This window comes from Pseudomonas orientalis, assembly GCF_001439815.1.
GTDB classification, from domain to species: Bacteria; Pseudomonadota; Gammaproteobacteria; order Pseudomonadales; family Pseudomonadaceae; genus Aquipseudomonas; species Aquipseudomonas orientalis.
Window position 1 is genome coordinate 194,698 of sequence record NZ_JYLM01000003.1, and the last position, 24,572, is coordinate 219,269.

27 protein-coding genes are annotated in these 24,572 nt (G+C 60.4%); 12 read left to right on the top strand and 15 right to left on the bottom strand.

Annotation, left to right across the window (positions count from 1 at the left end; all coding sequences use genetic code 11):
- Positions 1 to 5 precede the first annotated feature (5 nt).
- Together TU82_RS09020 and TU82_RS09025 are read right to left on the bottom strand one after the other, a co-directional pair.
- Complete coding sequence (locus TU82_RS09020) at positions 6 to 968, bottom strand: putative 2-dehydropantoate 2-reductase (protein ID WP_057722825.1); 963 nt, start codon at positions 966 to 968, stop codon at positions 6 to 8.
- Positions 965 to 1,351: a YbbN family protein gene (locus TU82_RS09025; protein ID WP_057722827.1), complete on the bottom strand. Its 387-nt coding sequence runs from the start codon at positions 1,349 to 1,351 to the stop codon at positions 965 to 967. The genes TU82_RS09020 and TU82_RS09025 overlap by 4 nt, the downstream gene beginning before the upstream one ends.
- Here TU82_RS09025 and TU82_RS09030 point away from each other — a divergent pair.
- Positions 1,350 to 1,784 (top strand): PilZ domain-containing protein, encoded by a 435-nt coding sequence (locus TU82_RS09030; RefSeq protein ID WP_057722829.1) that lies wholly within the window; start codon positions 1,350 to 1,352, stop codon positions 1,782 to 1,784. The genes TU82_RS09025 and TU82_RS09030 overlap by 2 nt on opposite strands.
- A 131-nt stretch (positions 1,785 to 1,915) precedes the next feature.
- Positions 1,916 to 2,992: a 3-deoxy-7-phosphoheptulonate synthase gene (locus tag TU82_RS09035; RefSeq protein ID WP_057722831.1), complete on the top strand. Its 1,077-nt coding sequence runs from the start codon at positions 1,916 to 1,918 to the stop codon at positions 2,990 to 2,992.
- A 74-nt stretch (positions 2,993 to 3,066) separates the two neighbouring features.
- Here TU82_RS09035 and TU82_RS09040 read toward each other — a convergent pair whose 3' ends face one another.
- The gene (locus TU82_RS09040; protein ID WP_003233387.1) at positions 3,067 to 3,348 is read right to left on the bottom strand and encodes a GNAT family N-acetyltransferase; all 282 of its coding nucleotides are present in this window, start codon (positions 3,346 to 3,348) and stop codon (positions 3,067 to 3,069) included.
- Positions 3,349 to 3,961: 613 nt separating this feature from the next.
- Here TU82_RS09040 and oprI point away from each other — a divergent pair.
- A complete protein-coding gene (gene oprI / locus TU82_RS09045) occupies positions 3,962 to 4,213 on the top strand; it encodes an outer membrane lipoprotei OprI (protein WP_003172710.1) in 252 nt (83 codons plus the stop codon).
- Positions 4,214 to 4,308: 95 nt separating this feature from the next.
- Here oprI and TU82_RS09050 read toward each other — a convergent pair whose 3' ends face one another.
- From TU82_RS09050 to TU82_RS09060, 3 genes are all read right to left on the bottom strand, one after another.
- Positions 4,309 to 5,274 (bottom strand): L,D-transpeptidase family protein, encoded by a 966-nt coding sequence (locus TU82_RS09050; protein ID WP_057722834.1) that lies wholly within the window; start codon positions 5,272 to 5,274, stop codon positions 4,309 to 4,311.
- Between the two features lie 82 nt (positions 5,275 to 5,356).
- The gene (locus tag TU82_RS09055) at positions 5,357 to 5,650 is read right to left on the bottom strand and encodes a hypothetical protein (RefSeq protein ID WP_057722836.1); all 294 of its coding nucleotides are present in this window, start codon (positions 5,648 to 5,650) and stop codon (positions 5,357 to 5,359) included.
- Positions 5,651 to 5,708: 58 nt separating this feature from the next.
- On the bottom strand, positions 5,709 to 6,314 hold the full coding sequence (locus TU82_RS09060) for an arylesterase (RefSeq protein ID WP_057722838.1): 606 nt from the start codon (positions 6,312 to 6,314) through the stop codon (positions 5,709 to 5,711).
- A 10-nt stretch (positions 6,315 to 6,324) separates the two neighbouring features.
- On the opposite strand from TU82_RS09060, the gene TU82_RS09065 reads away from it, so the two are divergent.
- Together TU82_RS09065 and TU82_RS09070 are read left to right on the top strand one after the other, a co-directional pair.
- Complete coding sequence (locus tag TU82_RS09065) at positions 6,325 to 7,008, top strand: ABC transporter ATP-binding protein (RefSeq protein WP_057722839.1); 684 nt, start codon at positions 6,325 to 6,327, stop codon at positions 7,006 to 7,008.
- Complete coding sequence (locus TU82_RS09070) at positions 7,008 to 9,518, top strand: ABC transporter permease (RefSeq protein ID WP_057722841.1); 2,511 nt, start codon at positions 7,008 to 7,010, stop codon at positions 9,516 to 9,518. The genes TU82_RS09065 and TU82_RS09070 overlap by 1 nt, the downstream gene beginning before the upstream one ends.
- Before the next feature lie 39 nt (positions 9,519 to 9,557).
- Here the strand turns inward: TU82_RS09070 and greB are convergent, their stop codons facing one another.
- On the bottom strand, positions 9,558 to 10,031 hold the full coding sequence (gene greB / locus TU82_RS09075; RefSeq protein WP_057722843.1) for a transcription elongation factor GreB: 474 nt from the start codon (positions 10,029 to 10,031) through the stop codon (positions 9,558 to 9,560).
- Positions 10,032 to 10,150: 119 nt separating this feature from the next.
- Positions 10,151 to 11,152 carry a hypothetical protein gene (locus TU82_RS09080; RefSeq protein ID WP_057722845.1) on the bottom strand — a complete coding sequence of 334 codons (1,002 nt, stop codon included), beginning with the start codon at positions 11,150 to 11,152 and terminating at the stop codon, positions 10,151 to 10,153.
- Between the two features lie 238 nt (positions 11,153 to 11,390).
- On the opposite strand from TU82_RS09080, the gene TU82_RS09085 reads away from it, so the two are divergent.
- The 3 genes from TU82_RS09085 to TU82_RS09095 are packed head-to-tail and all read left to right on the top strand — an operon-like array spanning position 11,391 to position 14,791.
- Complete coding sequence (locus TU82_RS09085; protein WP_057722847.1) at positions 11,391 to 12,317, top strand: ABC transporter ATP-binding protein; 927 nt, start codon at positions 11,391 to 11,393, stop codon at positions 12,315 to 12,317.
- Positions 12,314 to 13,039 (top strand): ABC-2 transporter permease, encoded by a 726-nt coding sequence (locus TU82_RS09090; RefSeq protein WP_057722848.1) that lies wholly within the window; start codon positions 12,314 to 12,316, stop codon positions 13,037 to 13,039. The genes TU82_RS09085 and TU82_RS09090 overlap by 4 nt, the downstream gene beginning before the upstream one ends.
- Positions 13,040 to 13,051: 12 nt before the next feature.
- Positions 13,052 to 14,791 (top strand): GldG family protein, encoded by a 1,740-nt coding sequence (locus tag TU82_RS09095; RefSeq protein ID WP_057722850.1) that lies wholly within the window; start codon positions 13,052 to 13,054, stop codon positions 14,789 to 14,791.
- 17 nt (positions 14,792 to 14,808) lie between these two features.
- Here the strand turns inward: TU82_RS09095 and TU82_RS09100 are convergent, their stop codons facing one another.
- The 3 genes from TU82_RS09100 to TU82_RS09110 form a co-directional block, all read right to left on the bottom strand.
- Positions 14,809 to 15,117 (bottom strand): hypothetical protein, encoded by a 309-nt coding sequence (locus TU82_RS09100; RefSeq protein ID WP_057722853.1) that lies wholly within the window; start codon positions 15,115 to 15,117, stop codon positions 14,809 to 14,811.
- A gap of 255 nt (positions 15,118 to 15,372) precedes the next feature.
- Positions 15,373 to 15,807, bottom strand: coding sequence for a DoxX family protein (locus TU82_RS09105; protein ID WP_057722855.1), 435 nt, complete (start codon positions 15,805 to 15,807; stop codon positions 15,373 to 15,375).
- A 105-nt stretch (positions 15,808 to 15,912) separates the two neighbouring features.
- Positions 15,913 to 17,334, bottom strand: a complete 1,422-nt coding sequence (locus TU82_RS09110) for an MltF family protein (protein WP_057722857.1) — start codon at positions 17,332 to 17,334, stop codon at positions 15,913 to 15,915.
- A gap of 235 nt (positions 17,335 to 17,569) precedes the next feature.
- Between TU82_RS09110 and TU82_RS09115 the strand changes: the two genes are divergently transcribed.
- From TU82_RS09115 to TU82_RS09125, 3 genes are all read left to right on the top strand, one after another.
- Complete coding sequence (locus TU82_RS09115; protein WP_057722859.1) at positions 17,570 to 18,376, top strand: TatD family hydrolase; 807 nt, start codon at positions 17,570 to 17,572, stop codon at positions 18,374 to 18,376.
- 95 nt (positions 18,377 to 18,471) lie between these two features.
- Complete coding sequence (locus TU82_RS09120) at positions 18,472 to 19,953, top strand: methyl-accepting chemotaxis protein (RefSeq protein WP_057722860.1); 1,482 nt, start codon at positions 18,472 to 18,474, stop codon at positions 19,951 to 19,953.
- A 146-nt stretch (positions 19,954 to 20,099) separates the two neighbouring features.
- The gene (locus tag TU82_RS09125) at positions 20,100 to 20,462 is read left to right on the top strand and encodes a DUF962 domain-containing protein (protein ID WP_057722862.1); all 363 of its coding nucleotides are present in this window, start codon (positions 20,100 to 20,102) and stop codon (positions 20,460 to 20,462) included.
- A 3-nt stretch (positions 20,463 to 20,465) separates the two neighbouring features.
- Here the strand turns inward: TU82_RS09125 and TU82_RS09130 are convergent, their stop codons facing one another.
- From TU82_RS09130 to TU82_RS09140, 3 genes are all read right to left on the bottom strand, one after another.
- Complete coding sequence (locus TU82_RS09130) at positions 20,466 to 21,263, bottom strand: acyl-CoA thioesterase (RefSeq protein ID WP_057722864.1); 798 nt, start codon at positions 21,261 to 21,263, stop codon at positions 20,466 to 20,468.
- Positions 21,264 to 21,352: 89 nt separating this feature from the next.
- Positions 21,353 to 22,114 (bottom strand): CHAD domain-containing protein, encoded by a 762-nt coding sequence (locus tag TU82_RS09135; RefSeq protein WP_057722866.1) that lies wholly within the window; start codon positions 22,112 to 22,114, stop codon positions 21,353 to 21,355.
- Positions 22,115 to 22,156: 42 nt separating this feature from the next.
- Positions 22,157 to 22,435, bottom strand: coding sequence for a hypothetical protein (locus TU82_RS09140; RefSeq protein WP_057722868.1), 279 nt, complete (start codon positions 22,433 to 22,435; stop codon positions 22,157 to 22,159).
- Between the two features lie 217 nt (positions 22,436 to 22,652).
- Between TU82_RS09140 and TU82_RS09145 the strand changes: the two genes are divergently transcribed.
- Positions 22,653 to 23,690 (top strand): patatin-like phospholipase family protein, encoded by a 1,038-nt coding sequence (locus TU82_RS09145; RefSeq protein ID WP_057723276.1) that lies wholly within the window; start codon positions 22,653 to 22,655, stop codon positions 23,688 to 23,690.
- A gap of 122 nt (positions 23,691 to 23,812) precedes the next feature.
- Here the strand turns inward: TU82_RS09145 and TU82_RS09150 are convergent, their stop codons facing one another.
- Complete coding sequence (locus tag TU82_RS09150; RefSeq protein ID WP_057722870.1) at positions 23,813 to 24,502, bottom strand: response regulator; 690 nt, start codon at positions 24,500 to 24,502, stop codon at positions 23,813 to 23,815.
- Positions 24,503 to 24,572 lie beyond the last annotated feature (70 nt).

The following is a 24,572-nucleotide window of genomic DNA, read 5'->3' on the forward strand; positions in this document are numbered from 1 at the left end:
CCGAATCAGCGATTGTGCCGATCAATAAAACTCAAGGCCTGGAAAAGCGCCTGCATGCGCGGCAATTCGCAGCCAGCCGCCTTGGCGGCGGCCAGCGGTCGCGCATAGATGGCCGCCAGTTCCAGCGGGCGATTGTGCACGTGGTCGTGATACATGCTGGGCAGGTAGTCGTCCATGGTTTCAGTCATGGCGAACATCTGCCCGGCGTAGCTTACCGCTATTTCATGGCCACAGGCGTGAGCGCCCTGCACCACTTCGACCATCAGCGCCTGAATCAGCGCGCGGCTGGATTCATCCGCCATCAGCGCGCGGGTGCCGGTGCCGAGCAAAACCGAGAGGCCGTTAAACGGCACATTCCACACCAGTTTATGCCAGCGGGCCAGGTGCACGCTGGCCATGGCCTGAGACTCGATGCCCGCCTGATGAAACAGCGCGGCTCCTTCCTCGACAATCGCCTGCTGGCGCACCTCATCGTTGGCCGCGGTGCCACTGTGATAGCCCAGATTGACACGCCCCAGCGCCTGATGCTCGACAACACCGGGCGCGGCGCGATGCACACCGATGTAGCACAGCCCGCCCAACAAGTGCAGTGACGGCGGCAGGTGCTCACGCAGGCTGTCCTCGACGTCCAGTCCGTTTTGCAACAGCACCACCTTGGCATCCGGCGCCCCGACCTGCGCGATGGTCGGGGCCAGATCGGCATTGCCGGTGGATTTGGTCCCCACCAGCAGCCAATCGCACGCCGGCATATCGGCAGCATTGGCATACGCCTGCACCGGATGCAGGTGCAGGTTGCCATGCACGCTGCTATTGACGCGCAAACCCTGTTTACTGACTACCGCGTATTCGCTGCGTACCAGAAAATGCACATCGAACCCGGCACGCGCCAGCATCAGGCCATAAAAGCCGCCGATAGCGCCGGTGCCAATGATGCCGATACGTGGCGAAGGGTGTGCAGTGGCGGTCATGGCAAATCCTCTGGGGTACGGGTCAGTGCTTGGTTTACCGCATCGGTCAGGTCTGATTGCGTAAGACGTGTCTGTAGTTGCCCGTGGAATTGACCCTCGCACACGAGGAACAACGCGGGCAAATGAAAGATCTGGTAACGTTCGACCGCGCCGCCGTTGTGCCCGGCATCCACCCAGCACAGTCGGTCCACCGGCAAGCGCCAGCCCGGCAACTGCTGGCGCGCCCAGCGGCAACTGGAACAACCGACACTGGTAAACACTACCAGCGAACACCCTGGCAATCCCAGCAATTGCTGGTCGATATCCAGGTCGGTCAATTCCAGTTCCTTCACTATACTGCTGCCACTGCCGTCCAAGGGACGGTGTTCGGAGTCCGTGTACATGGGTCGTTTTCTACCTCACCCTGATGATGTCGCTGTCGAGTTGATCCAACGTCCTTCTCCTCCCCTGCCTCGCCAACACCTGCGCACTATCGGCCGCGGCGGCATCGCCTGCAACTGGCCGCGTGCCTGGCGCCCCGGCACGGCGGTCGACCTGCATATCCCCTCCCTGGGCGCCGGCGCCCGCTATCCGGGCTATGTCGCGTGGTGCCGCAAAGGGGAAGCCGGCTATCGCATCGGCATCAGTTTTACCGACGAACATGCCCTGTTCGGCGCGCGCATGGGCGAGCAAGTGTGCCAGATCGAGCGCTACTGCCGCCTGCATGAAGCCGCCGAGCCCACGCCCCAGCAAGTCGAAGCCCTGGCCCGCGATTGGGTGTCGCGTCACGCCGGCGAGTTCTCCCATGAGGCGGTTGTGCAGCCAGTGCTGGATTAAAGCGGCGTTTGCCCATTGTCGCGGGCCCGTATTACGCGCTAAGGTTCCTCCCCCCTGTATCCAAATCATGCTGTGCTCCGCCGCACGGGGATGGCTGGCGGCCGGCACCCGTGACCCTGACGAGTAACACGATGGCTGATTTACCGATCAATGACCTTAACGTTGAATCCAACGAGACCCTGATCACGCCCGATCAGCTCAAGCGCGAAATTCCCCTGAGCGACGCTGCCCTGCAGACCGTCACCAAGGGCCGCGAAGTCATCCGTGACATTCTCGACGGCACCGACCACCGCCTCTTCGTCGTGATCGGGCCTTGCTCGATCCACGACCTCAAGGCCGCTCACGAATACGCCGAACGCCTCAAGGGGTTGGCGGCAGAAGTGTCCGACACCTTGTATCTGGTAATGCGCGTGTATTTCGAGAAGCCGCGTACGACCGTCGGCTGGAAAGGCTTGATCAACGACCCGTACCTGGACGACTCGTTCAAGATCCAGGATGGCTTGCATATCGGTCGTCAACTGCTGCTGGACCTGGCGGAAATGGGCCTGCCCACCGCTACCGAAGCGCTGGACCCGATCTCCCCGCAGTACCTGCAGGACCTGATCAGTTGGTCGGCCATCGGCGCCCGCACCACCGAATCCCAGACGCACCGCGAAATGGCGTCAGGCCTGTCCTCGGCCGTGGGCTTCAAGAACGGCACCGACGGCGGCTTGACCGTGGCGATCAACGCGCTGCAATCGGTCTCCAGCCCTCACCGCTTCCTGGGCATCAACCAGGAAGGTGGCGTGTCCATTGTCACCACCAAGGGCAACGCCTACGGTCACGTGGTGCTGCGTGGCGGCAATGGCAAGCCCAACTATGATTCGGTCAGCGTCGCACTCTGCGAACAGGCGCTGAACAAAGCCGGGATCAAGCCGAATATCATGGTCGACTGCAGCCATGCCAACTCCAACAAGGACCCGGCCCTGCAGCCGCTGGTGATGGAAAACGTTGCCAACCAGATCCTCGAAGGCAATCAGTCGATCATCGGCTTGATGGTCGAGAGCCACCTGAACTGGGGCTGCCAGGCCATTCCAAAAGACCTGGCCGACTTGCAGTACGGTGTGTCGATCACCGACGCGTGCATCGACTGGGCCGCTACCGAGAACACCCTGCGCAGCATGCACGCCAAGCTCAAGGACGTATTGCCCAAACGCAAACGCAGCTGAAGCGGCACGTACCTGTGAATCAGGCACACACAAAAACGCCGGGCTGAACCCGGCGTTTTTTTATGGCTGTTCGTTCACAGCTTCGCGGCATGGCGCTGGTGGCGCTCCATGTAGCGTTCCACATAAGAGCAGGACGGGATGACCGTGTAGCCTGACTCTTCGGCGAACTTCAACGCCTCTTCGGTCAACGCGGCCGCAATGCCACGCCCACGCAACGCGTTGGGCACGAATGTGCGATAGATATCCAGGGTCTGCTTTCCGAGGTCCATGTAGGTCAGATAGGCACGATGACCGTCCACATTGGTCTCGAACTGATGACCAGCCTGGTCATGGTGGATGGACAACGCCTCGCTCATCACTACTCCTCGCGGGTCTTGAATATTGACCCTACCTTACCGATGTTTTTCCGGCGAAGGAACATCTACGCCACCCCGTGCCGGTTTCGACAACGAGAAAACCCTGAGCGCTCACACCCGCACGTAGGGAATAGTAGGCACCAATTGAGCAATTGCTCAAGGCACACTCGTCATCCCCTGCCACGGGTGGATTATTAGAAAGGGCCCCGATCAACCGGTGACCGAACGCCTGAACATTGCCGGCAGTTGCAGCTTGAGACGAACCGGCGCTGTTAAAGTCACCTCTAGATGAACGAAAGATGCCCGGTGCGGGACACGCAAGCGCAACGGAAGTGCCCGCTTGGATATATAAAATTTCATCTATTTACGAAGATCGAGGCATGCGGGCCGGCCATTTCAGCCTGGATCCAATCTTCAACCGGATGAGAAAAATTTGCCTGGCTTTTATACAAACCTTCAAAAGATTAGCTAAAACAGATTCGGTACAAGAATTTTTTTTGCTTCTTGCGCAACGTCAGTTTACTTACTACAAGTAATGGGTAGTATGTACGCCGGCTATTTGCTCACTCTGAGACAGTAGCCATCTAATAGAAAGTCCTTGAAGGGGAACACGATGAACAACGTTCTGAAATTCTCTGCTCTGGCTCTGGCCGCAGTTCTGGCTACCGGTTGCAGCAGCGTCTCCAAAGAAACCGAAGCTCGTCTGACTGCAACGGAAGATGCAGCAGCTCGCTCCCAGGCTCGTGCAGACGAAGCCTACCGTAAAGCTGATGAAGCGCTGGCTGCTGCTCAAAAAGCACAACAGACTGCTGACGAAGCTAACGAGCGCGCTCTGCGCATGCTTGAAAAAGCAAGCCGCAAGTAATAATCCTTCGGGGTTGTTATCAAGCCGATCCATCTATGGGTCGGCTTTTTTTTGCCTGGAATCTGCCGCGCCGGCCGGAGCCGTCCGCAGAGGCTTTATTGAAAATCAACCGGCGCGCTGGAGACCACCGGAGCGACGCCAGGCACACCGATTTCAGTCGGCAAACCATCTTCCGCCGCCACCACATCACGCACCTGATCCCAGTTCACCCGCAGGCTGTTGGCCAGGTCTTCACGCTTGAGCAGGGCATTGATCACCGCCGTGTGCTTGTCGACCACCGACGGCGTGCCATCGTCGTTCAACGGTGTATGGGCTTCGAGGTAGACCTTGCCGCCGGCGCTGCCGAACTTATAGGCATCGTTGATGATCCGCACCGGCGTGCCGACCGGCACCATGCTGGCCATTTCCAACACGTTGTTGTTGAACATGCGGAAGCAACCGTGGCTGGTGCGCGTACCGATACCGAACTTCATGTTGGAGCCATGGATCAGATAACCCGGCGTGCCCAGGGTGAACTTGAACGGGCCCAACGGGTTGTCGGGGCCGGCAGGCACCACGTTGGGCAGCGGGTCACCGTTGGCGGCATGTTCGGCCTTGATCGAGGCCGGCGGTGTCCAGGTGGGGTTGGGCGTCTTCGCGATGATGCTGGTGTGAGCAATGGGCGACCCCCAGCCTTCACGACCAATCCCCAACGGGAAGGTGTACACCACGTCCTGCCCCTTGGGGTAATAGTAGAGCCGATATTCGGCCAGGTTGATCACAATGCCTTCGCGCGGGCCCGGCGGCAGGATGAAACGCGTCGGCAGCACGATATCCGTCCCCGCCCCCGGCAACCAGGCATCGACGCCCGGGTTGGCGGCGACCATCTCCGAATAACCCAGGTCATAGGTGGTGCCCAGGTCGGCAAACGTGTCTTCGTATTTGGCCTTGATCACCTGGACCTGACCGACGATGTCCTCACCGGGCGGCGGCAAGGGCAACTGCAAGGCTGAGGCCGGACCGACCGCGCAGAGCGCAGCGAGAGACAGGCAGCAGGTAACGACGGAAAGGCGCGACAACATCCGGAAAATCCTTCGCAGAACGACGGTAGGAAAAAACTGATTGTATACGTCAAGCGAGTGCCTGGCATCAAGCCGGCCGCGCTTAGAGCTCGAAGCGCAGCTCCGGCCAGATCGGCGGTGTGCCGCGCTTTTGCGACTCCAGAATTGCCCGGCATAACGGACATAGTCGCTGGTCCTGGAAGATCGAACGGTCCACCGACGACCAGAGCGGTTGCGCCGGCAATAACGTGCCGCAGAGCGTGCGATCGATCGAGCCGCCCAACTCCAGTTGACGCGCCACCAGATGCACTCGGACTTCCTGGCAGGCGAACAGATCCAACTGCTCGTCCGGCTCGATCAGTTGGTAGTTAAACAGGGACCAGGCAGGACGCGACATCAGGGGCTCCAAATCGGGGGGGCGCCACCTTAGCCGAAAGCCTGCCGGTAGAAAAGCGTCATAACAGCGGTTTTAGCGTCGGCCAGACATTTTCCAGCAACCTGCCCTGGGCGGCGACCGCCGGGTGCAGGCCGTCCGCTTGCATCAACTCAGGATGCCCCCCCACTCCTTCCAGGAAAAACGGCACCAACGGCACCTTTTTTTCCTCTGCCACCTCGCCGAATACCTTGGCGAACGCGTCGACGTAGCGCTTGCCATAGTTGGGCGGGATCTGCATGCCCAGCAGCAGCACCTTGGCACCGCCAGCCTTGGACTGATCAATCATCGACGCAAGATTTTGTTTCAATTGCGCCGGCGGCTGACCCCGCAGCCCATCGTTGCCGCCCAATTCGATCACCACCACCTCCGGTTTATGCGCTGCAAGCGCCGCCGGCAACCGCGCGAGGCCTCCGGCACTGGTGTCGCCACTGATCGACGCATTGACCACTTTATCGTCAAAACCCTCCTGCTTGAGCCGTTGCTCCAGCAGGGCAACCCACCCTTTGCGGGTATCCAGGCCGAAACCGGCACTGATACTATCGCCAACGATCAGGACTGTACCCGCCGCTGCGTTCTGGGCCATGCACATCAAGGCCAGGCCAGCACTCAAAAACCACATTCGCATCGGATTCTCCATGGGCGCAAGCATTCTCACCGCGCGAAACCTCAGCAAAGTGGTTCCCAGCGCGGAAGGTGAACTGACTATCCTGCACGAACTGAGCCTGGAACTGAACAAGGGCGATAGCCTGGCTATCGTCGGCAGCTCCGGTTCCGGCAAATCCACCCTCCTCGGTCTGCTCGCCGGCCTTGATCTGCCCAGCAGCGGTGAAGTCACCCTGGCCGGCCAAGACTTGAGCAGCCTCGACGAGGACCAACGCGCACGTATCCGTGCCGAACATGTGGGTTTCGTATTCCAGTCCTTCCAGTTGCTCGACAGCCTCAATGCGCTGGAAAACGTCATGCTGCCGCTGGAGCTCGATGGCCGCAAGGATGCCCGCGAGCGTGCCACGCACCTGCTCGAGCGCGTCGGCCTTGGCAAGCGCCTGACCCATTCGCCCCGCCAGCTCTCCGGCGGCGAGCAGCAACGTGTGGCGATTGCCCGCGCATTTGCCGCCGAGCCGGACGTGCTGTTTGCCGACGAGCCCACCGGCAACCTCGACAGCCATACCGGCGAGCGCATCAGCGACCTGCTGTTCGAACTCAATAAAGAGAGCGGCACCACCCTGGTACTGGTCACCCACGACGAGCGCCTGGCCCATCGTTGCCGACGCCTGATCCGCCTTGAAGCCGGCCTGATGGTCGCGCCCCTGGAGCCTTGATGGCACGCCTGCCGCTGTTACGCCTGTTCAGTCTTGCCATGCGCCAGTTACTGCGCGATGCCCGCGCCGGCGAACTGCGCGTGTTGTTCTTCGCCCTGCTGGTGGCCGTGGCCGCCAGCACCGCCATCGGGTATTTCGGCGCACGCCTCAACGGCGCCATGCTGTTGCGCGCCACCGAGTTCCTGGGCGCGGACCTGGTACTCGAAGGCAGCTCGCCGGCCCGTCCCGAGCAAATCCGATCCGGCACCGAACTGGGCCTGGATCATGCGCGCATCGTGGAATTCTCCAGCGTTATCGCCGCCGACAATGGCATTCAGCTCTCCAGTATCAAGGCGGTCAACGAGCAGTACCCGCTGCGCGGCGAGCTCAAAAGTACGGGGGAGCCCTTTGGTGCCGAAACCCCGGGCGGTGGCCCCAAGCCCGGCGAAGCCTGGGTGGAGGCGCGGCTGCTGACCGCGCTGGATTTGAAAGTCGGCGACAGCATCGACGTCGGCATGAAGACCCTGCGCCTGACACGCATACTGACGTATGAGCCCGACCGCGCCGGCAACTTCTACAGCCTCACGCCCAGGGTGATGATCAACCTGGCGGACCTGGACGCCACCGGCGTGGTCCAGCCTGGCAGCCGCGTGAGCTATCGCGAACTGTGGCGCGCCCCGCCCGGCAGCACGGCGCTGCAAACCTATCGCGATCTGATCAAGCCGGGCCTGGCGGCCAACCAGCGCCTGCAGGACTCGCGCGATGGCAACCAACAGATCGGCGGCGCCCTGGGCAAGGCCGAGCGTTACCTGAATATGGCCAGCCTGGTAGCGGTGTTGCTGGCCGGTGTAGCCGTGGCGCTGTCGGCCAACCGCTTTGCCAGCCGCCGCTTCGATGCCAGCGCCCTGCTGCGCTGCCTGGGGCTGTCACGCCGCGAAGCCATGTTGCTGTTCAGCCTGCAACTGAGCGTACTGGGCCTGCTGGCGAGCCTGACCGGCGCCCTCCTCGGTTGGCTCGCGCAATTCGGCCTGTTCTACTTCCTGCACGACCTGCTGCCGGCGGACGTGCCACCCGGTGGGCTGCTGCCGGCGGTTGCCGGTATCGGTACCGGGCTCGTCGCCCTCGCCGGCTTCGCGCTCCCGCCCCTGGCCGCGTTGGGCCGGGTGCCGCCGCTGCGGGTATTGCGTCGCGACCTGCTGCCGATCCCCTCGAGCACCTGGATGGTTTACGGCGCGGCGCTCTTTGCCCTGGGCCTGATCATGTGGCGCCTGAGCCTTGATCTGGTGTTGACCTTCGCATTACTGGGCGGCGGTGTGGTAGCGGCATTGATCCTCGGCGGCTTACTGCTGTTGTTGTTGCAAAGCCTGCGCCGGTTACTGGCGCGGGCCTCCCTGCCCTGGCGCCTGGGCCTGGGCCAGTTGCTGCGTCATCCATTGGCTGCAGCCGGCCAGTCCCTGGCGTTTGGCCTGATTCTGCTGTCCATGGGCTTGATCGCCCTGCTGCGCGGCGAGTTGCTCGACACCTGGCAGAACCAGTTGCCCAAGGATGCGCCCAACTATTTTGCGCTGAATATCCTGCCGGCCGACAAAGAGGCGTTTGGCGCCCGCCTCCTGGACGTTCAGGCGCAATCGGCACCGCTCTATCCCGTAGTCCCCGGCCGGCTGATCAGCATCAACGGCGAGCCCGTACAAGAGATCGTCAGCAAGGACTCCAGCGGCGATCGCGCGGTGCAACGGGACTTGAGTCTGACCTGGGCCGCGGATTTGCCCCAGGGTAACGTACTGACGGCGGGCACCTGGTGGACGGCGCAGCCGGGCGATGAGATTCCAGGGGTATCGGTGGAAGCCAAAGTGGCTGAAAGCCTGAAACTCAAGCTCAACGACCATCTGGTATTCACCATTGGCGGGGAGAATCGCGAGGCTCGGGTCACCAGCCTTCGGACCATCAACTGGGACAACTTCCAGCCCAACTTCTTCATGATCTTCCAACCGGGCACCTTGAAGGATTTACCGACCACCTACCTGACCAGCTTCTACCTGGCACCCGGGCATGACCAGCAGATCGTCGACCTGTCCCGAGCCTTCCCGGCCGTCACTATCCTGCAGGTCGAGGCGCTGCTGGAACAACTGCGCAGCATCCTTGCACAGGTAACGCTGGCGGTGGAATACGTGCTGCTGTTCGTGCTCGCCGCAGGCATGGCCGTACTGTTTTCCGGCTTGCAGGCCACCCTCGATGAGCGGATTCGCCAAGGTGCGCTGCTGCGCGCGCTGGGTGCCGAGCGCAGACTGCTGGTCAAGGCTCGGCGCATCGAGTTCGGCCTGCTGGGGGCGGTCAGTGGGTTGCTGGCGGCACTGGGCACGGAACTGGTGACCTGGGTGCTGTACCGCTACGCCTTTGACCTGGCCTGGCACCCTCACCCCTGGCTATTGCTGTTGCCGTTGATCGGTGCGGCGCTGATCGGTGCAGCCGGGGTGTTCGGTACGCGTCGTGCGCTCAACGCCAGCCCGCTGACGGTATTGCGCGAGGGCTGAAACACTGATGGCCCTTGCTCTACCCAGGGCCATCAGGTGCTATTTCACATATTCAATCCGGGTAATCCACCAGCACACCTCACCGCTCGGGGTTTGCACGATGGCTTCATCGTCCACCTCTTTGCGCAGCAGCGCACGTGCCATGGGGGAGTCGATGGAGATGTAATCCATCCGGTCATAGATCTCGTCATAACCCACAATGCGAAAACGCTTGGTCTCGCCCTGCTCGTTTTCGACATCGACCCACGCACCAAAAAATACCTTGCCCTCCTGCTCGGGCATGTATTCCACTACACGCATATCTTCGAGGCGTTTGCGCAGATAGCGCACCCGCCGATCGATCTCACGCAACAGCTTCTTGTTGTACTGGTAATCCGCGTTTTCGCTGCGGTCTCCCAGGGAAGCTGCCCATGTGACCTTGCGCGTGGTGTCCGGGCGCTTCTCACGCCAAAGGTAGTCCAACTCCTTTTTCAGCGCTTCATGGCCTTCTTTGGTAATCAGCTTGGTACTCAAACGCGCACATCCCCAGGCAATGTCCAATAGTGTCGACAGACCACGGCATCATACCCTGGCGTCGGCTGGCGGGGATCGATGATAAATCAACGGCGCAAAGTATCCAGCGCGACAGCGACTCAGCCCTGCCCGTCAAGCACCTGGTCCAGTTCAATCAGCGTGCCTTGCAGGCGCTGCCGCATCAGCGATAGCTGCGACATCATCAGCACCATCTTTTCGGTCTTCTGGCTCACCTCCAGCTCCTGCTCTTGCAGACGCGAATGGTGCTGGTCCAACGCTCGGCTTCTTTCGTCCTGCTGAGTCTGCTGTTGTTGCAATCGAGCCTGCCACTGTTCGAGCATCTCTTCGCGTTCGATGACAGCCTGTTTCTTCTGTGTCAGCTCCTGGGCAACCCTGGCCAGATTGCTCAGCGTGCTGTCTATCTCGAGGATGGAGGTGTTTTCCTTTGGAGAGAGCGGTTGCGACGGCATTTCTACGGGTTCTGACTGAGCGATCGGCGCACTGGACTCGAGCGGTACGTGCGACTCGTCCGGTGCCATGACCTGCGCAGGCGGCTCTTCAACGAAACCTTCATCTGCGGGCGGCGCGACGGGCTCCGGCTGACGCTTGCCCCGCGGCGGTGCAACCATTTGCGACGAGAAGCGGATCGACGGCACGATAACCGCGCTGCTTTCGATGGCCGGCGCAGCGGGGGCGGACATACCCAATGTAATCACCTTCATCACCAGCGCTTTCTTGACGATCACTGAGTGATGGTCCTCGGGCCTGGCGGGTGGCAACCTGCAGCCTTTCAGATCAATGAAGTGAAAAGGAACCTGAGACTCGGTGACGGCATGTTCCTTATTGCCGGATGCCGCCGCCATCATCAGGATTTGCTTGAAGACTTGCATCGCTACTTGCAAGTCCTCCTTGGACTCAACCCCGCCAAGAAAATACCGTTCAAGCTTTTTGCGTAAAGCCGCGATATACACCCTGGAATGACCGGGTTCGGCTTCTTCATCAAGGCTATACACCAGGAAGTTGGAGGACGTCTGTTCGACCGCAAAGCCACACAACAGTGCGCCATTGACGGGAGCATCCTCGCCGCTGCGCTCAAGAACAAGGGTACGTAGAAGCATCATGGCAGTCAGGCCTCATTGCAAAAAGAAAACCTTATATAAATATCAGACAAATATCCGACCATTATTAAGCACTCAGAACACCACAATTGTTTCAGCGCGTTATCAACTCAAACGTAGGACTTTACTTATTAAGTGAGCCCAGCGTTCCCAAGAGCAGGTATTGAACGTAATCTTTTTAACGCACCGACACCACGAACGAAACCTTCTTCAGGCACCGCCCAATTGATTCGGTAAACCTATGATCGAAGTCAGCAACCTGACAAAGTACCTGGGCAAAAAAAACGTGCTAAGCGACTTTTCGTTCTGTGCCCACCGCCAGGAATGCGTGGGATTGTTTGGAGAGCATGGCGCCGGTAAAACAACATTGTTGAATTTGATTTCCGGCATGACAAGGCCTACCAGTGGGCACATCAGCATTCAGGGTGTGAACACCCAAACCCATTCAATTCTCGCCAGGCAAGCCGTCGGTTACCAGCTCCAAGGGGGCATAACCCATCACACGCTGTCAGTCAAAAGCCTCCTCAACTTTGTTGCCGCCGCGCGTGGGTTCAGCGGCGCCGAAAAACGCCGCCACGTGGACCGGGTCGCTACGCGACTGGAACTGCACCCCGTACTCAACTGCCCCATCGATGTGCTCAGCCTTGACTTGAAGCGCAGAGTCGCCATTGCACAAGCCATTTTGCACTCCCCCAGCGTGCTCCTGCTGGACGAGCCCACCGAAGGGCTGAACGTCGAGCAACGGCTCAAATTCAGGACGCTTGTTCAGTCCCTGGCCGAAGAAATGAGCGTCCTCATCGCCTCGCGCCATTACGACACGCTGTCCGACATTTGCACCCGCGCCCTGGTAATCGCAGGCGGGCGCTTGATTGCCGACGCTTCGCTGACGGACTTGCAGCGCAGCTCCCGGCACTTCCAAGCGGTGACGCTTGCAGCGGATCCGCCCCTGGACTTACTCGCCCTGGCCGTATTACCCGGCGTTGCCGGCATCGAAGAAGACCGTCAAAACCCTGGCAAAGTGACGGTTCTGGCCATGCCCGGGCACGCCATCTTCCCCGCCATCAATTCACTCATCACCCATCGCGGCTGGAACATCACGTCACTGCATCTGGAGCCAGGTCGCCTGAACGATGTCGTTCACCATCTGAGCCACGAGGTATCCTCTTGAAACTGCTGCCCCTCATTTTCAAACGCCAACTCGCCAGCTATGCCTGTACCCCCCACACCTACCTGAGCGTGGCGTTTTTCCTGGTGCTATGTGCGGCGCTGGGGTTGCATACCCATCGCTGGATGGAGCGCGACAGCAGTGACTTACAGGCGTTTTTCGAACTGCATCCCTGGCTCTACCTGCTGTTGATACCCAGCTTATCGATGCAATTGTGGTCTGATGAACGCAACGACGGCTTTTGCGACATGATGAAAACCCTGCCCCTCACCTCGGCAGAACGAGTGATCGGGAAATTCCTCGCAGCCTGGGCTGTATGCAGTGTTGCTCTGTTGCTGAGTTTTCCTATAGTGGCTGCCGCCCATTACCTTGGAACGCCCGACAACGGGGTGATCGCATCACAATTTCTGGCAAGTTGGCTATTGGCGGGAAGCTATCTGTCTGTTGGCTGTTTTATATGTGCATTCACGCACCAGCGCATTATTATTTTCCTACTCACGATGGGCTTGCTGCTCACCATCAGCGGGCTTTCTTCTGTCCTGGATGCGCTTGAACATCAGGCACCGATCTGGATAGTTGACAGCCTCATGAAACTTGACCCGACCTCCCGCTTCAGTTCAATGGACAACGGCAAAATAACACTGCACGACGGTTTATATTTTATCAGCATGATCTTTGCCTTCCTTTACGCAACCATCGTTACACTCAACTATAAAAACAGTTAAGGAAAGTCGCTGATGCGATCCGCTCTCCGTATGGGTATGACGTTGATCGTCATATCATTACTGTTCCTGGCATTTAATCTGGTCTGGATAAACAAACTACCCGACACCCGCTGGGACTTTTCACAACAGAAAATTCATACGTTATCGCCTTCGACGCAGCAACTGCTCGCGACGCTTGAAAGCCCGCTGGACTTGTATTACTTCAACTCGCTCACAGCACCGAAGAAAAGCCGAATCGTGAAACGCTTCGGCCAACGCATAGAGGACTTGCTCCAGGAATTCGAAGCAGGCGCCAACGGCATGATTAATCTGCATATTATTGATCCCGCGCCTTTTTCCGAAGACGCCTACAAAGCCAGCTTGTTCGGCCTGGATGACACACAAGGATTCCTTGGCCTTATAGGCACCCGTGCCGGCCAAGGTATGCAACGCATCGATGCGTTCAACCCCGTCGACGAACCGCTGCTCGAGTATCAGATCAGCCAACTGATCTATCGGTTGATGCAACCTCGTCGGCCCAGCGTCGGCGTGCTGTCCGGGTTGCAGTTGAATGAGTCCGCCAGCCAACTGATGGAGCAGATGCGCGGGCATTTCAACCTGGTGGAGTTGGCATCGAACATCTCCCAGGTGCCTGCGTCCATAGGCAGCTTGATGGTCGTGCAACCAAGGGCGCTGCCCGAACAAGCGCTTTATGCCATAGAACAGTTTGTCTTGAGCGGCGGCAAGCTGATGATCTTCATCGACCCGGTAAGCGAGATGGGGTCTGAAGCCGTATCGGTAGATTCCAGGCTGGATGGCCTGTTGACCGCATGGGGCATACGCATGTCCGCGAACAAGCTGCTGGTTGACAGCCTCTACGCCTCCTCGGCCTCGCTCGGCCCGGGTATGCCCACCGTCTTGCATCCAGCCCGGTTGAAACTGCCACGACAGGCAATGAATGCGCACGATATCAGCACCTGGAAACTCAACACTCTGAGCGTATCAAGCAGTGGCGCGCTCTTGCGCAACCGAAAAAGCCGGATGACCTTCACCCCGCTGCTGCAAAGCTCTCGGCAGTCTGCGCTGCTGGACGCCGGGCGTTTCGCTTCAGCGACGCAGTTCGACGCACTGATTGACGAAGCCTCCACTTCAGGCCAGCGCCATGTGATCGCCGCGCGTCTGGAGGGGCCGGCCTATTCGGCATTTCCTGACGGCTTCGGCGGACAGCCGCCAGGCTTGCAAAAGGCTGCCCGGATTGAGGTCGTGGTGGTTGCCGATACCGATCTGCTTGCCGACGCGGTCAGCCAGACAACGGCCAACAATAACGTGCAGTTCGTACTCAATACGCTGGATAACCTGGCGGCACCCGCATCACTGGCCAATATTCGCCCGCCTATCACGTCGCGTTCGTTCATCACCCTCGAGCCCATGCGCGAAGCTGCTGCACAGTCTTATAGGGAAAAGGCGGCAGAACTGGAGCGTCGCCTTGAGCGTACCGAACAAGCGTGGCAACGGTTGAATCCTAAGGCCACCGGCTTGGGCACCCAGGCCGTGGACACCAATACCCAATTGCAAGCGCTCAACAAGGAACGCCTGCGCCTGCCCATGGAGCTGCATGCCCTCAAGGTTGAAGCATATGCACCGCTGCACCGCTTCGAACGCAACATAAAGCTGCTGATGATCGCGACGGTACCCCTGATTCTGTGCCTGATAGCCTGGATACGGTATCGCTGCCTGCGTCGATACCGAGGGTCGCCAGTAGCCTTCAACTGATCACTTGGCGGCGGGAATCAGCGGCGGGCAATCAAACCTTGCCGGGCAACACGGGTCAGTTGGCGGATCACCTCTTCGGCGTTGTCTGCACTCGGTGCCTGGATCACCGCGAGGTCAAAGCTGTTGCTGGGAAAACGCGTCAGGGAGTCGCCGTCTTCCACGAACTGGATCAGGAATGCTGAAGGCCGCCCGGTGCGGCGTGGCCAGCCATCCAGGTAGCGCAGCAGCGTCGGCTGGTGCTTGCCGCCCAAGAGGATTTTCGGGTTGCACTGAGTCAGGTCCGCAGTGATCGGGGCCAGGCGTATCAGAGGGCGTAGTGCATTCATCGTGTCGTGTCTCTGCCTCAAAAGTCTGCGGGCAGGTGAGAGGCAACACCGAACCAGCGCTTTAGCGGTATTTCGACCTGTGCCTGCTGCTGAGTGCATGGTCTGTCGGACTGCATCGAGTCCAGTGGCGCCCCGCAATTAGCTGTTTAAATCGGCGCATGGGTAGCATCCTAGAGAAGCCCGCGGGGCAGTGTCAAGAATCCCGGGCAACGAAAAGGCCCGCACATGGCGGGCCTCTGGTGCCTTGCGAAACGGTCAGTTGGCGATGGCGCGGTCGGCCGACAGTTTGCCGGCGCCCTCGAACAGTACCGCCAGCGAGCCGCCCAGCAGGGCCAGTGCGAATTCATAACCGTTGTTGGCCATGAACAGCCCGTTATGAATGTGCACCGAAAAGATCGCCACCAGCGACAGGAAGGTCAAGCCCAGTGCCGCAGGACGTGCGAGCAGGCCGATGATCAGCGCCAGGCCGGCGAAGAACTCGGTGCCGCCGGACAACACCGCCATCAGGGTGCCCGGCGCCAGGCCAATGCTTTCCATCCATTGTGCAGTGCCGGCCAGACCACCACCGCCGAACCAGCCGAAGAGTTTTTGCGAGCCGTGGGCAGCGAAGATAATGCCGACGAAGATGCGCAGAACCGTCAGGCCGTAACCGGCGCGAGTGGAAAGGACACGGGTAATCAATGGGCTCATGGGGGTAAATCCTTTTTCAGGTAGGGGGTTGGTTGGCCGCTATATTAATCAGTTTAAACAATGATAAAAGCTGAAAAAATGCGTTATAGACATCGATAAAATCGATTATTTGCGCGACGCAACTTTCGGCGCAGGCGGTTCCAGGGACTCTCGCTCCCGATCGAACGCCAGATAGTACTTGTTGACACTATTCACATAGCTGACGCCGCCCATCCCTACCTGCTCCATGGCAATGCGTTCAACCTGGAAGAACCACTGATTGGGGTTGAGCCCCCGACGCCTGGCTTCGGTGCGCATGCCCTGCACCCGCTCCGGACCCATGTTGTACGCCGCCAGCACGAAGGCCATGCGTTCACGCTCATTGAGCTTGGGGCTGGCAAAAAACTTGCGCCGGATCATGGCCAGGTAGCGCGCGCCTGCCTGCACATTACTGTCCAGATTCTCGATATTGTTCACGCCCACCCGCTGCGCCGCCGAGGGCGTGATCTGCATCAGACCGGTAGGGCCACCGCTGTTGCGTGCGCCAGGGTCCAGCGCAGACTCCTTGAATGCCAGCGCGGCCAGGTTCAACCAGTCCATGCCCTGCTCGCGCGCATGCTTTTGCAGGACCGGGCGCAGTTTCTCCAGGCGTTGACGGTCGGCGCGGGCCAACGGGTTGCGTACCTGGTAGAGACGTCGATAGATACGCTGGAACGCCACATCCTGATCGGAAGGGGTGTGGTAGGTCTTGAGGAAACGATCGATGCTTGCCCGCAGCATCGAAGCATCCTGACGCACGAACCAGTATTCGTCGCCCGGCTCGCTGATGACCACCTGCTTGTCAAAGCGCAACTTGGGCAGGATTTTCGACCAGCGCTCGGCAATCGGTTTTTCAACGATGGTCAGGTGAAAAATCCCGGCCTGTACCATCTCCAGCACGTCCTCCACCGCCAGGCTTGGGTCGACCCATTCCACCTTGATCGGCGGGCGCTTGTGCAGGGCCAGTTTCTGGTTGACCTGGCTGATCGCATCCGCCGCTGCACTGCCGGTGGTCAACGCCAGGGTGCGGCCCGACAACTGTTCCAATCGGGTAAAGCGCCGTTCACCCTTGACGCCCACCAGCCACAGCGGCACGTCGCTGGCGATAGGGTCACTGGTGCTGATCTTGTGCGCGGCCTTCATGTCCAGCAATTCGCCGGGAGCCACCAGATCGCCTTCGCCACGGGCCAGCGCGCCAAGCAACTGGTCCTTGGCCCTGGGGATGATCTTGAGGTTGATTGCCTGCCCATCGCGGGCATGGCCATTGAGGTACTGCTCGAAAGCCCGCAAGCGATGGTATTCGACACCGATAGCCTGGCCCTGCACTTCACCGGAACTGTTACGGCTCTGGTTGACCAGCACACGCAGGGTACGACTGGAGCGAATCTCCGCCAGGTCACGCACCTTGCCGGGTTTGGTCACTTCCAGCGGCCCATCCAGACGCGCGACCGCTGCCAGGGGCAGCAGTAACGTCAGGCACATCAGAAGCAACGCCGAGGGTCGGATCATCCGCTCTCCGGAAAGAATACTGGCCAACGTCTTCGTGAAAAAGAGCTGTTGGGCGTCAGAAACAGAGCGCTTTATGCGCTGGCAAAGCGTGCAACGGCGACACGGTGAGAGGCAACGGGCCCGGCACAATGTCGCTGGCGACGTTCAAAGACAGCTATAACGCGTTGTAGTTCTTCGTTTTTCTTATCAATCTACAGCTCTGATATGCTTTCCGGCCGCAGGCGGAGGTAGCACCATGCAACTCATTGATATCGGCGTCAACCTGACCAACCCCAGTTTCGACGAGAGGCACTCGGCCGTTCTCGAGCGGGCCTACGCCGCCGGCGTGCAACAATTGGTACTCACCGGCACCAGTGTCGAAGGCAGCGAGCAGGCCCTGGAGTTGTGCGTGAACCTCGATGAAAGCGCGCAACGCCTGTTCAGCACCGCCGGCATCCACCCCCACTCCGCCAGCGCCTGGAACAGCGACAGCGCCCGGCGTTTGCGCGGTCTGCTCAACGAAACGCGCGTGCGTGCCGTCGGCGAGTGCGGACTGGATTTCAACCGGGACTTTTCACCGCGTCCGCAACAGGAAAAAGTCCTTGAGGAACACCTGGCCCTGGCCGTCGAACTGAAATTGCCGGTGTTCCTTCACGAACGCGACGCCAACCAGCGCCTGCTGGAGATCCTCAAGGACTACCGTGACCACCTGCCCGCCGCCGTGGTGCATTGCTTCACCGGCGAACGAGAGGCGCTGTTCAGCTACCTCGACCTTGACCTGCACATGGGTATCACCGGCTGGATCTGCGACGAGCGCCGTGGGACGCATCTGCATCCATTGGTCAGGGAAATTCCCCGTGGCCGTCTGATGCTGGAAAGTGATGCGCCCTACCTGCTGCCACGCACGCTGCGCCCCAAGCCGAAGAACGGTCGCAATGAGCCTGCGTTCCTGACCGAAGTGCTGCGTGAAGTGGCCCTGCATCGCAATGAAACCCTGGAAGACCTGGCAATTCACAGTACCGCCTGTGCCCGTGCTTTTTTTGGCCTGCCTGCCGTGCAGTGATGCGGCGCATTGACCCATATCAAAAACCCGTTCCTGAATAGCGGCACAATACTGGCACCTTGCCAATACTGTTTCCGCTATCAGAGAAAACCTCCATGGGTGCCTGGCTTAGCAATATCTCGCTGAAGTACAAATTCTGGGCCGTCAACGCGGTGGCTTTCATCACTACGCTGCTGCTGGTGCTGTATGCCGTCCAACTCGAACAACAGGCGCGCAGCCAGGCGTCCCAGGATTCGGCCAGGGCCCAGGCGCAGTTGCTCAGCGCCTGGCCGGTCGACACGCCCCTTCCCACTGGCGAAAACTGGCTGAGCTTCACCCGCGACCAGGCGCCACAACAGGCAGGCCAGGACCTGTCGGCCCTGCAAGGCGCCAGCGGCTGGGTCGAGCTCAGTCACCTGCCCTTGTTCGGCGTGAACCCCCTGCTGGGCGCCGAAGTCATCCGCCGTGCCGACGGACAACAGGTCGCCATACTCGCCTACGCGCCGAGCCTGCGTCAGGTGTTCGGTGAACGCTTCGTCAACTATGCGGTGGCGGTGGCGATTCTGATGCTGGCGATGCTCGGCGCCTCGCAACTGCTGATCCGCTTCCTGCTCAGCCAGCTCAACACCCTCAAGGACGTGATGCTGCATGTAGAGAAGACCGGCGACCTGTCCGCCCGCGTGCCCCTGGCCTGCAAGGATGAAGTCGGGCAGATGGCCAGCGCCTTCAACGCCATGCAAGCCGGCTACCAACGGGTGGTCAACACCGTGGCCCGCACCGCCAGGCAATTGGACGAGGGTGCCGCACGCCTGGCCAGCAGCATGAACGAGGTGCAGCACGGCATGCTCGGCCAGCAAAGCGAGACCGACCAGGCCGCCACGGCGATCAACGAGATGACCGCCACCGTCCACCATATTGCCCAGCACGCCGGGGCTACCCGCGACCTCTCGCAAACCGCCGACACCCTGGCCGGCAGCGGCCAGGAAGTGGTCACACGGGTGCAACGCTCAATCGCCGGGCTGTCCACGGGTGTGCAACAGACCGCTGAGATGATCCAGAAACTCGCCGAAGACAGCCAGAAAATCAACGGCGTGGTCGGCGTGATCCACAGCATCGCCGAACAGACCAACTTGCTTGCCCTCAACGCCGCCATCGAAGCCGCCCGCGCCGGCGAAATGGGCCGCGGCTTTGCCGTGGTCGCCGACGAAGTGCGCAACCTGGCCAAGCGCGTGCAGAGCTCTACCGACGAAATCACCCGCATGGTCTCGGCGCTGCAAGCCGGTACCCGCGACGCGGTGGACTTCATGCAGGAAAGCTCATTCAAGGCCGATGACTGCGTGCAGCAGGCCCAGGAAGCCGGCGCCGCGCTCGCGGAAATCACCGATGCCGTGGCGCAGATGCGCGAGAGCAACACCCAGATTGCGGTGGCAGCCGAACAGCAGAGCCATGTTGCCGAAGAGATGAACCGCGCCGTGGTGAGCATTCGTGATGTAACCGAGAACACCGTGCAGCAGACAGTGGATTCGGCAACCACCAGCAATGAGCTGGCGACGCTGGCGGGAGAGTTGAATAAGGCGATTGGGCAGTTGAAGCTGTAGGTGTCAAGTCCGGGGAGACGTCGCACCGGTTGCGCCGATCTCCTCGGGACCGTCTATGACAGCCATAGCCAGGTTTGATTCGCTGCCCCGCCAACCCCCACCTAAACTCTGTCCAAGTTGTTTCAACGGACAGAGGATTCACCATCATGGGCAAACGTCACCCTAATCTCCCCGCCTGGCAATGGCGTCATTACCCACAAAACCATCAGCACCCGGCCAACCTGGCGTTGCACCTGATTGCCGTGCCGCTGTTCATCATCGGCTTCCTGTTGATCGTTTCCGGTGTGTTCAGCCTGAGTCTGGTCAGTGTCGTCATCGGAGTGATCGGTATCCTGGGGGGCCTGGCGTTGCAGCGTCACGGCCATAGCCTGGAAGCCCAGGTCAGTGAGCCGTTCAGCGACCGTAAAGATGCGGTGCAACGCCTGGTGGTCGAGCAGTTCGTGACGTTCCCGCGCTTTGTCCTCAGCGGTGGCTGGTGGCGTGCCTGGCGTCAGCGCCACCCGCGTTGAGCGTCAGGCGAAGACCACCACGGTCTGGCGGCTGAGGGCGATCAAGTCGCCGGTCGGACTCCAGAGCGCGGCGGCGGCATGGCCGTAGCCGTCGCGGGCGTGTTCGATGTTGACGTGATATTGGCACCAATCGAGTGTAGTCAGGCTCTGCAGCGGCTGGATGAACTCGATGGTCCAGGTCAGGGTGCTGCCCGGCGCCGGTTTGTTCAAATGCGGGAGCAACGCCGGGGGCCACGCATCGACCAGTGCGAGGATATGCGCCTCGGTCAGCGGTTCTTCCTTCACATCTCCACGCAAACGCACCCAACCGCCCATGTCGCGGGATTTAGTGCCGGTGAACGGCAGGCCGCCGACACTCCAGCGCATTGCCAGGTGCCGCATGAATTCGGGCGTGACGCCTTTGATATAAGGCAGCTCCTGGCACTCGTCCCACTGTTTGAACACCGGGGGCGGCGCGCTCGCCACGTCGATTTGCGACTCGCGGGATGCACCGAAACTGGCTTGGACCAGGGTCGCCACTTCACCGTTCTGCACCACACGGCCCAGCAATTGGCTGACGGCCTTGCCCTCGCGCAACACTTCAACTTCATAACTGGCCGGCACATCCGGCGCTACCGGGCCCACGAAAGTGATCGCCAGTGAGCGCAGCGGCCGGTCTGCCGGCACTTGCGCCCGCAAGGCCTCGTATTGCAAGGCGGCGACCAAGCCACCAAACGTGGCGCGGCCCTGGCCCCATTCGGCAGGAATGGTGACATCCAACGGGTGACTGCGAGCAGCGTCGAGCAAATCACTAAAGCGCATGGCGACCTCACATCAAGCAAACGATGAGGGGATCTTAACCATCCGCCCCGCCAGGTACAGCGCCTATTCCGGCCAAAAGCCGGACCGGTTCAGAAACAATCCGCGCCGAGCTTGTCCAGCACTCGATCCGCCCGTGCCTCGGCCTTGACCATGGCGGCACGCCAGGTCGCAATGCAGGGCTGCAGGTCAGCCTGGTGCTCGGCCTGGAGCAGCCATTGCCAGCAGTCATGCCAATCACCCAGAGCGCCCTGCGCTTTTTTCAAAGCGGCCATGGCGCGGACCGGCAGCTTGTCCAACTCGGGATAGGCTTCGGCTGCGTAGCGCACGCGCTTGATCAACAAGCGCAAACGGTGGCGATCATGCTCTGGATCTTTGAGCGCGTGATCGAGTGTTTTCCATTGCTTGGCCAGGCGCTTCTGGATGCGCGAGCGCAGGCCCCCGAGCAATTTCTGGTGTTGGGAGGCACGGATAAACCGTGGAAACGCATCGAGGATTTGCAGCAGGTGGGCCAGTTCCGGGCTTTGCGCGACCTGGCGATAGGCTTCAGGTTGCAGGCGCAGACGACGCTCAGCCGCTTCATGATGCCCGTGCTGGTGCAAGTATGCCGCCAGCACCTCGCGGTCACGCAGCGGCGTGGTCAATTGGCCGACCGTGCGGGCGGCGGACTCAAGCTGTTCGACACCCGGTAACCCGCGCAAGGGGCGCAACAGGCTGCGCAGGCGGCGTACGGTGGTGCGCAGATCATGCAGGGCTTCACCGTCGGTGAGCGCGGCAAGACGAGCCTGGCAGCTCAGTAACCCTACTTCCAGGCCAATGACCTGAGCGACTAACTGATTGACCAGCGCTGACATCCTGCCCTCCCTTTGCGATGAAAAACCCTGCGCGTGACGAAATCAACGCCCGGCGCGTGACTCACGGATATAGAAGCGCGCCTTCTCGGCCTTGTTGGAGCAGCCTTCGAACGCCTCGAATTGCTGCTGGGTCTTGGCCCCGGTCAACAGTGACAACGCCTTGGAATAGCTGACGGTGCCTGCGAAGCCTTCGGCCTTGGCCAGGTCCAGCTCTTTCCATGCGGCGTCCAACTGCGACCCGCAGCTGTCGCGATACGCGGTTTTCCCGGCACAGCCCGCCAAGGCCAACAGGATCACGGGTAAACACATCCAGGCTTTCATTGATGACACCTCAAAATATACAAAATCTGTCGTAGCCTGTAGACGATGCCTACAGGAAAAAGTGCCTTGTCCTTAGCCTGAAATCGGTAGTACCTATTGCCAGAGCATACCCGAGCCTCGTGGCGATTCTGGAAAAATTTTGGCAGGGCTCACCGAGGATTGAAGCCGCCCCCTGGATGGGTGCATTGTGGGCACCTGTTTCGCGAAGGGTCTGGTCATGAAAAAACGTGTTGCCTTGGTGCTGGGCTCCGGCGGAGCCAGGGGCTACGCCCATATCGGCGTGATCGAAGAAATCGAACGACGCGGCTATGACATCGCCTGTATTGCCGGCTGTTCGATGGGCGCCGTGGTCGGCGGGATCTATGCCGCCGGTAAGCTGGACGATTACCGAAACTGGATCGAAAGCCTCGACTACCTCGACGTCTTGCGCCTGGTGGACGTGAGCTTTCGCCTGGGCGCGATTCGCGGCGAAAAGGTGTTCGGGCAGATCCGCAAGATCGTCGGCGAAATCACTATCGAAGACCTGCGCATCCCCTACACCGCCGTGGCCACCGACCTCACCAACCAACAGGAAATCTGGTTCCAGGAAGGTTGCCTGCACCAGGCCATGCGCGCCTCGGCAGCGATCCCCAGCCTATTCACGCCGGTGATGCAGGGCAACCGCATGCTGGTGGACGGTGGTTTGCTCAACCCGTTGCCCATCGTGCCGGTGGTGTCGAGTCATTGCGACTTGATCATTGCAGTCAACCTCAACGCCACCAACCAGAAGCACTATCATCTGCCGGTGATCCAGCGCCCGCCGGCCTTCAAAAGCCGCTTTAACAGCCTGGCAAAATCACTCGGCTCGCACCTGCCGTTCCGGCGCAAACAGGCCGAGCAGTTGATGAAGCTCGAGCAGGAAGCCTTGCAGGCCCAGGCTGCCGAGATCAACCCGTGGCTGGAGTCGGCTGAACCCGAATCCCAGCAACCCGCCGCCGCGCCGGAAAAGCCCGGTGCGCCGAAGTCGGCCACGGGCTCGTTCATTATCGACAATGTCGGGCCTGCTTCGCTGCTGGACTTGATCAACCAGAGTTTCGAGGTGATGCAGACGTCATTGGCGCAGTACAAAATCGCCGGTTACCCGCCGGATGTGCTGATCAACGTGCCCAAGCGGGTGTGCCGGTTTTTCGAGTTCTACAAGGCGCCGGAATTGATCGCGCTGGGGCGGGAGATTGCCAGTGATACGCTGGATCGGTATGAGAGTGAGCAGGCCTGAAATTGCGGGTGTCTGAGCGGGCCTCATCGGGGGCAAGCCCCCTCCCACATTTAGGTTTGTGAATACATTCAAAGTGGGGAGGGGGCTTGCCCCCGATGAGGCCGGTTCAGGCACCGCTGAACTCAAGCCCCCAGCAACCGATACCCCACCCCCGCCTCAGTCACGATAAACCTCGGCTGCGTCGGATCATCCGCCAGCTTCTGGCGCAAATGGCCCACCACAATGCGCAGGTAGTGGCTGTCTTCGGTGTGGGTCGGCCCCCAGATATCCTTGAGCAGTTGCTGTTGGGTAATCACCCGCCCCGGATGCCGCGCCAGTTGCGCCAGCACCGCGTACTCCTTGCGGGTCAGTGCCACTTCGGCGCCGTCAAGCAGGACGCGGCGGTAGGCCAGGTCCACGGTCAGCGGGCCGAAACTTAACGCGGCCTCCTGAGCCTCTCCCGTCGGTGCCTGGCGCAGTAGCGCGCGCACACGGGCGAGGAATTCCTGGATGCCGAACGGCTTGGTCACATAGTCGTTGGCGCCACTGTCGAGGGCTTCGACCTTCTGCGCTTCGCTGGCCCGCACCGAGAGTACCAGTACCGGCACCGTCGACCACTCGCGAAACTCGCGCAGCACTTGCTGGCCGTCCATATCCGGCAAGCCCAGGTCCAGCACGAGCAAATCCGGTTTGCTCAAGGCCGCTTGCGCCAGGCCCTCGTTGCCGGTGCCGGCTTCGATCACCTTATAGCCCTGGGAGGCCAGGCTGATGCGCAGGAATTTGCGGATCTGCGGTTCGTCATCAATGACTAGAATCGTCGCGGTCTGGCTCATGGTGTCTCAGTTAAAATCAATTAAAAAAAACCAACCCATGCAGGAGCGAGCTTGCTCGCGAAAAACGACC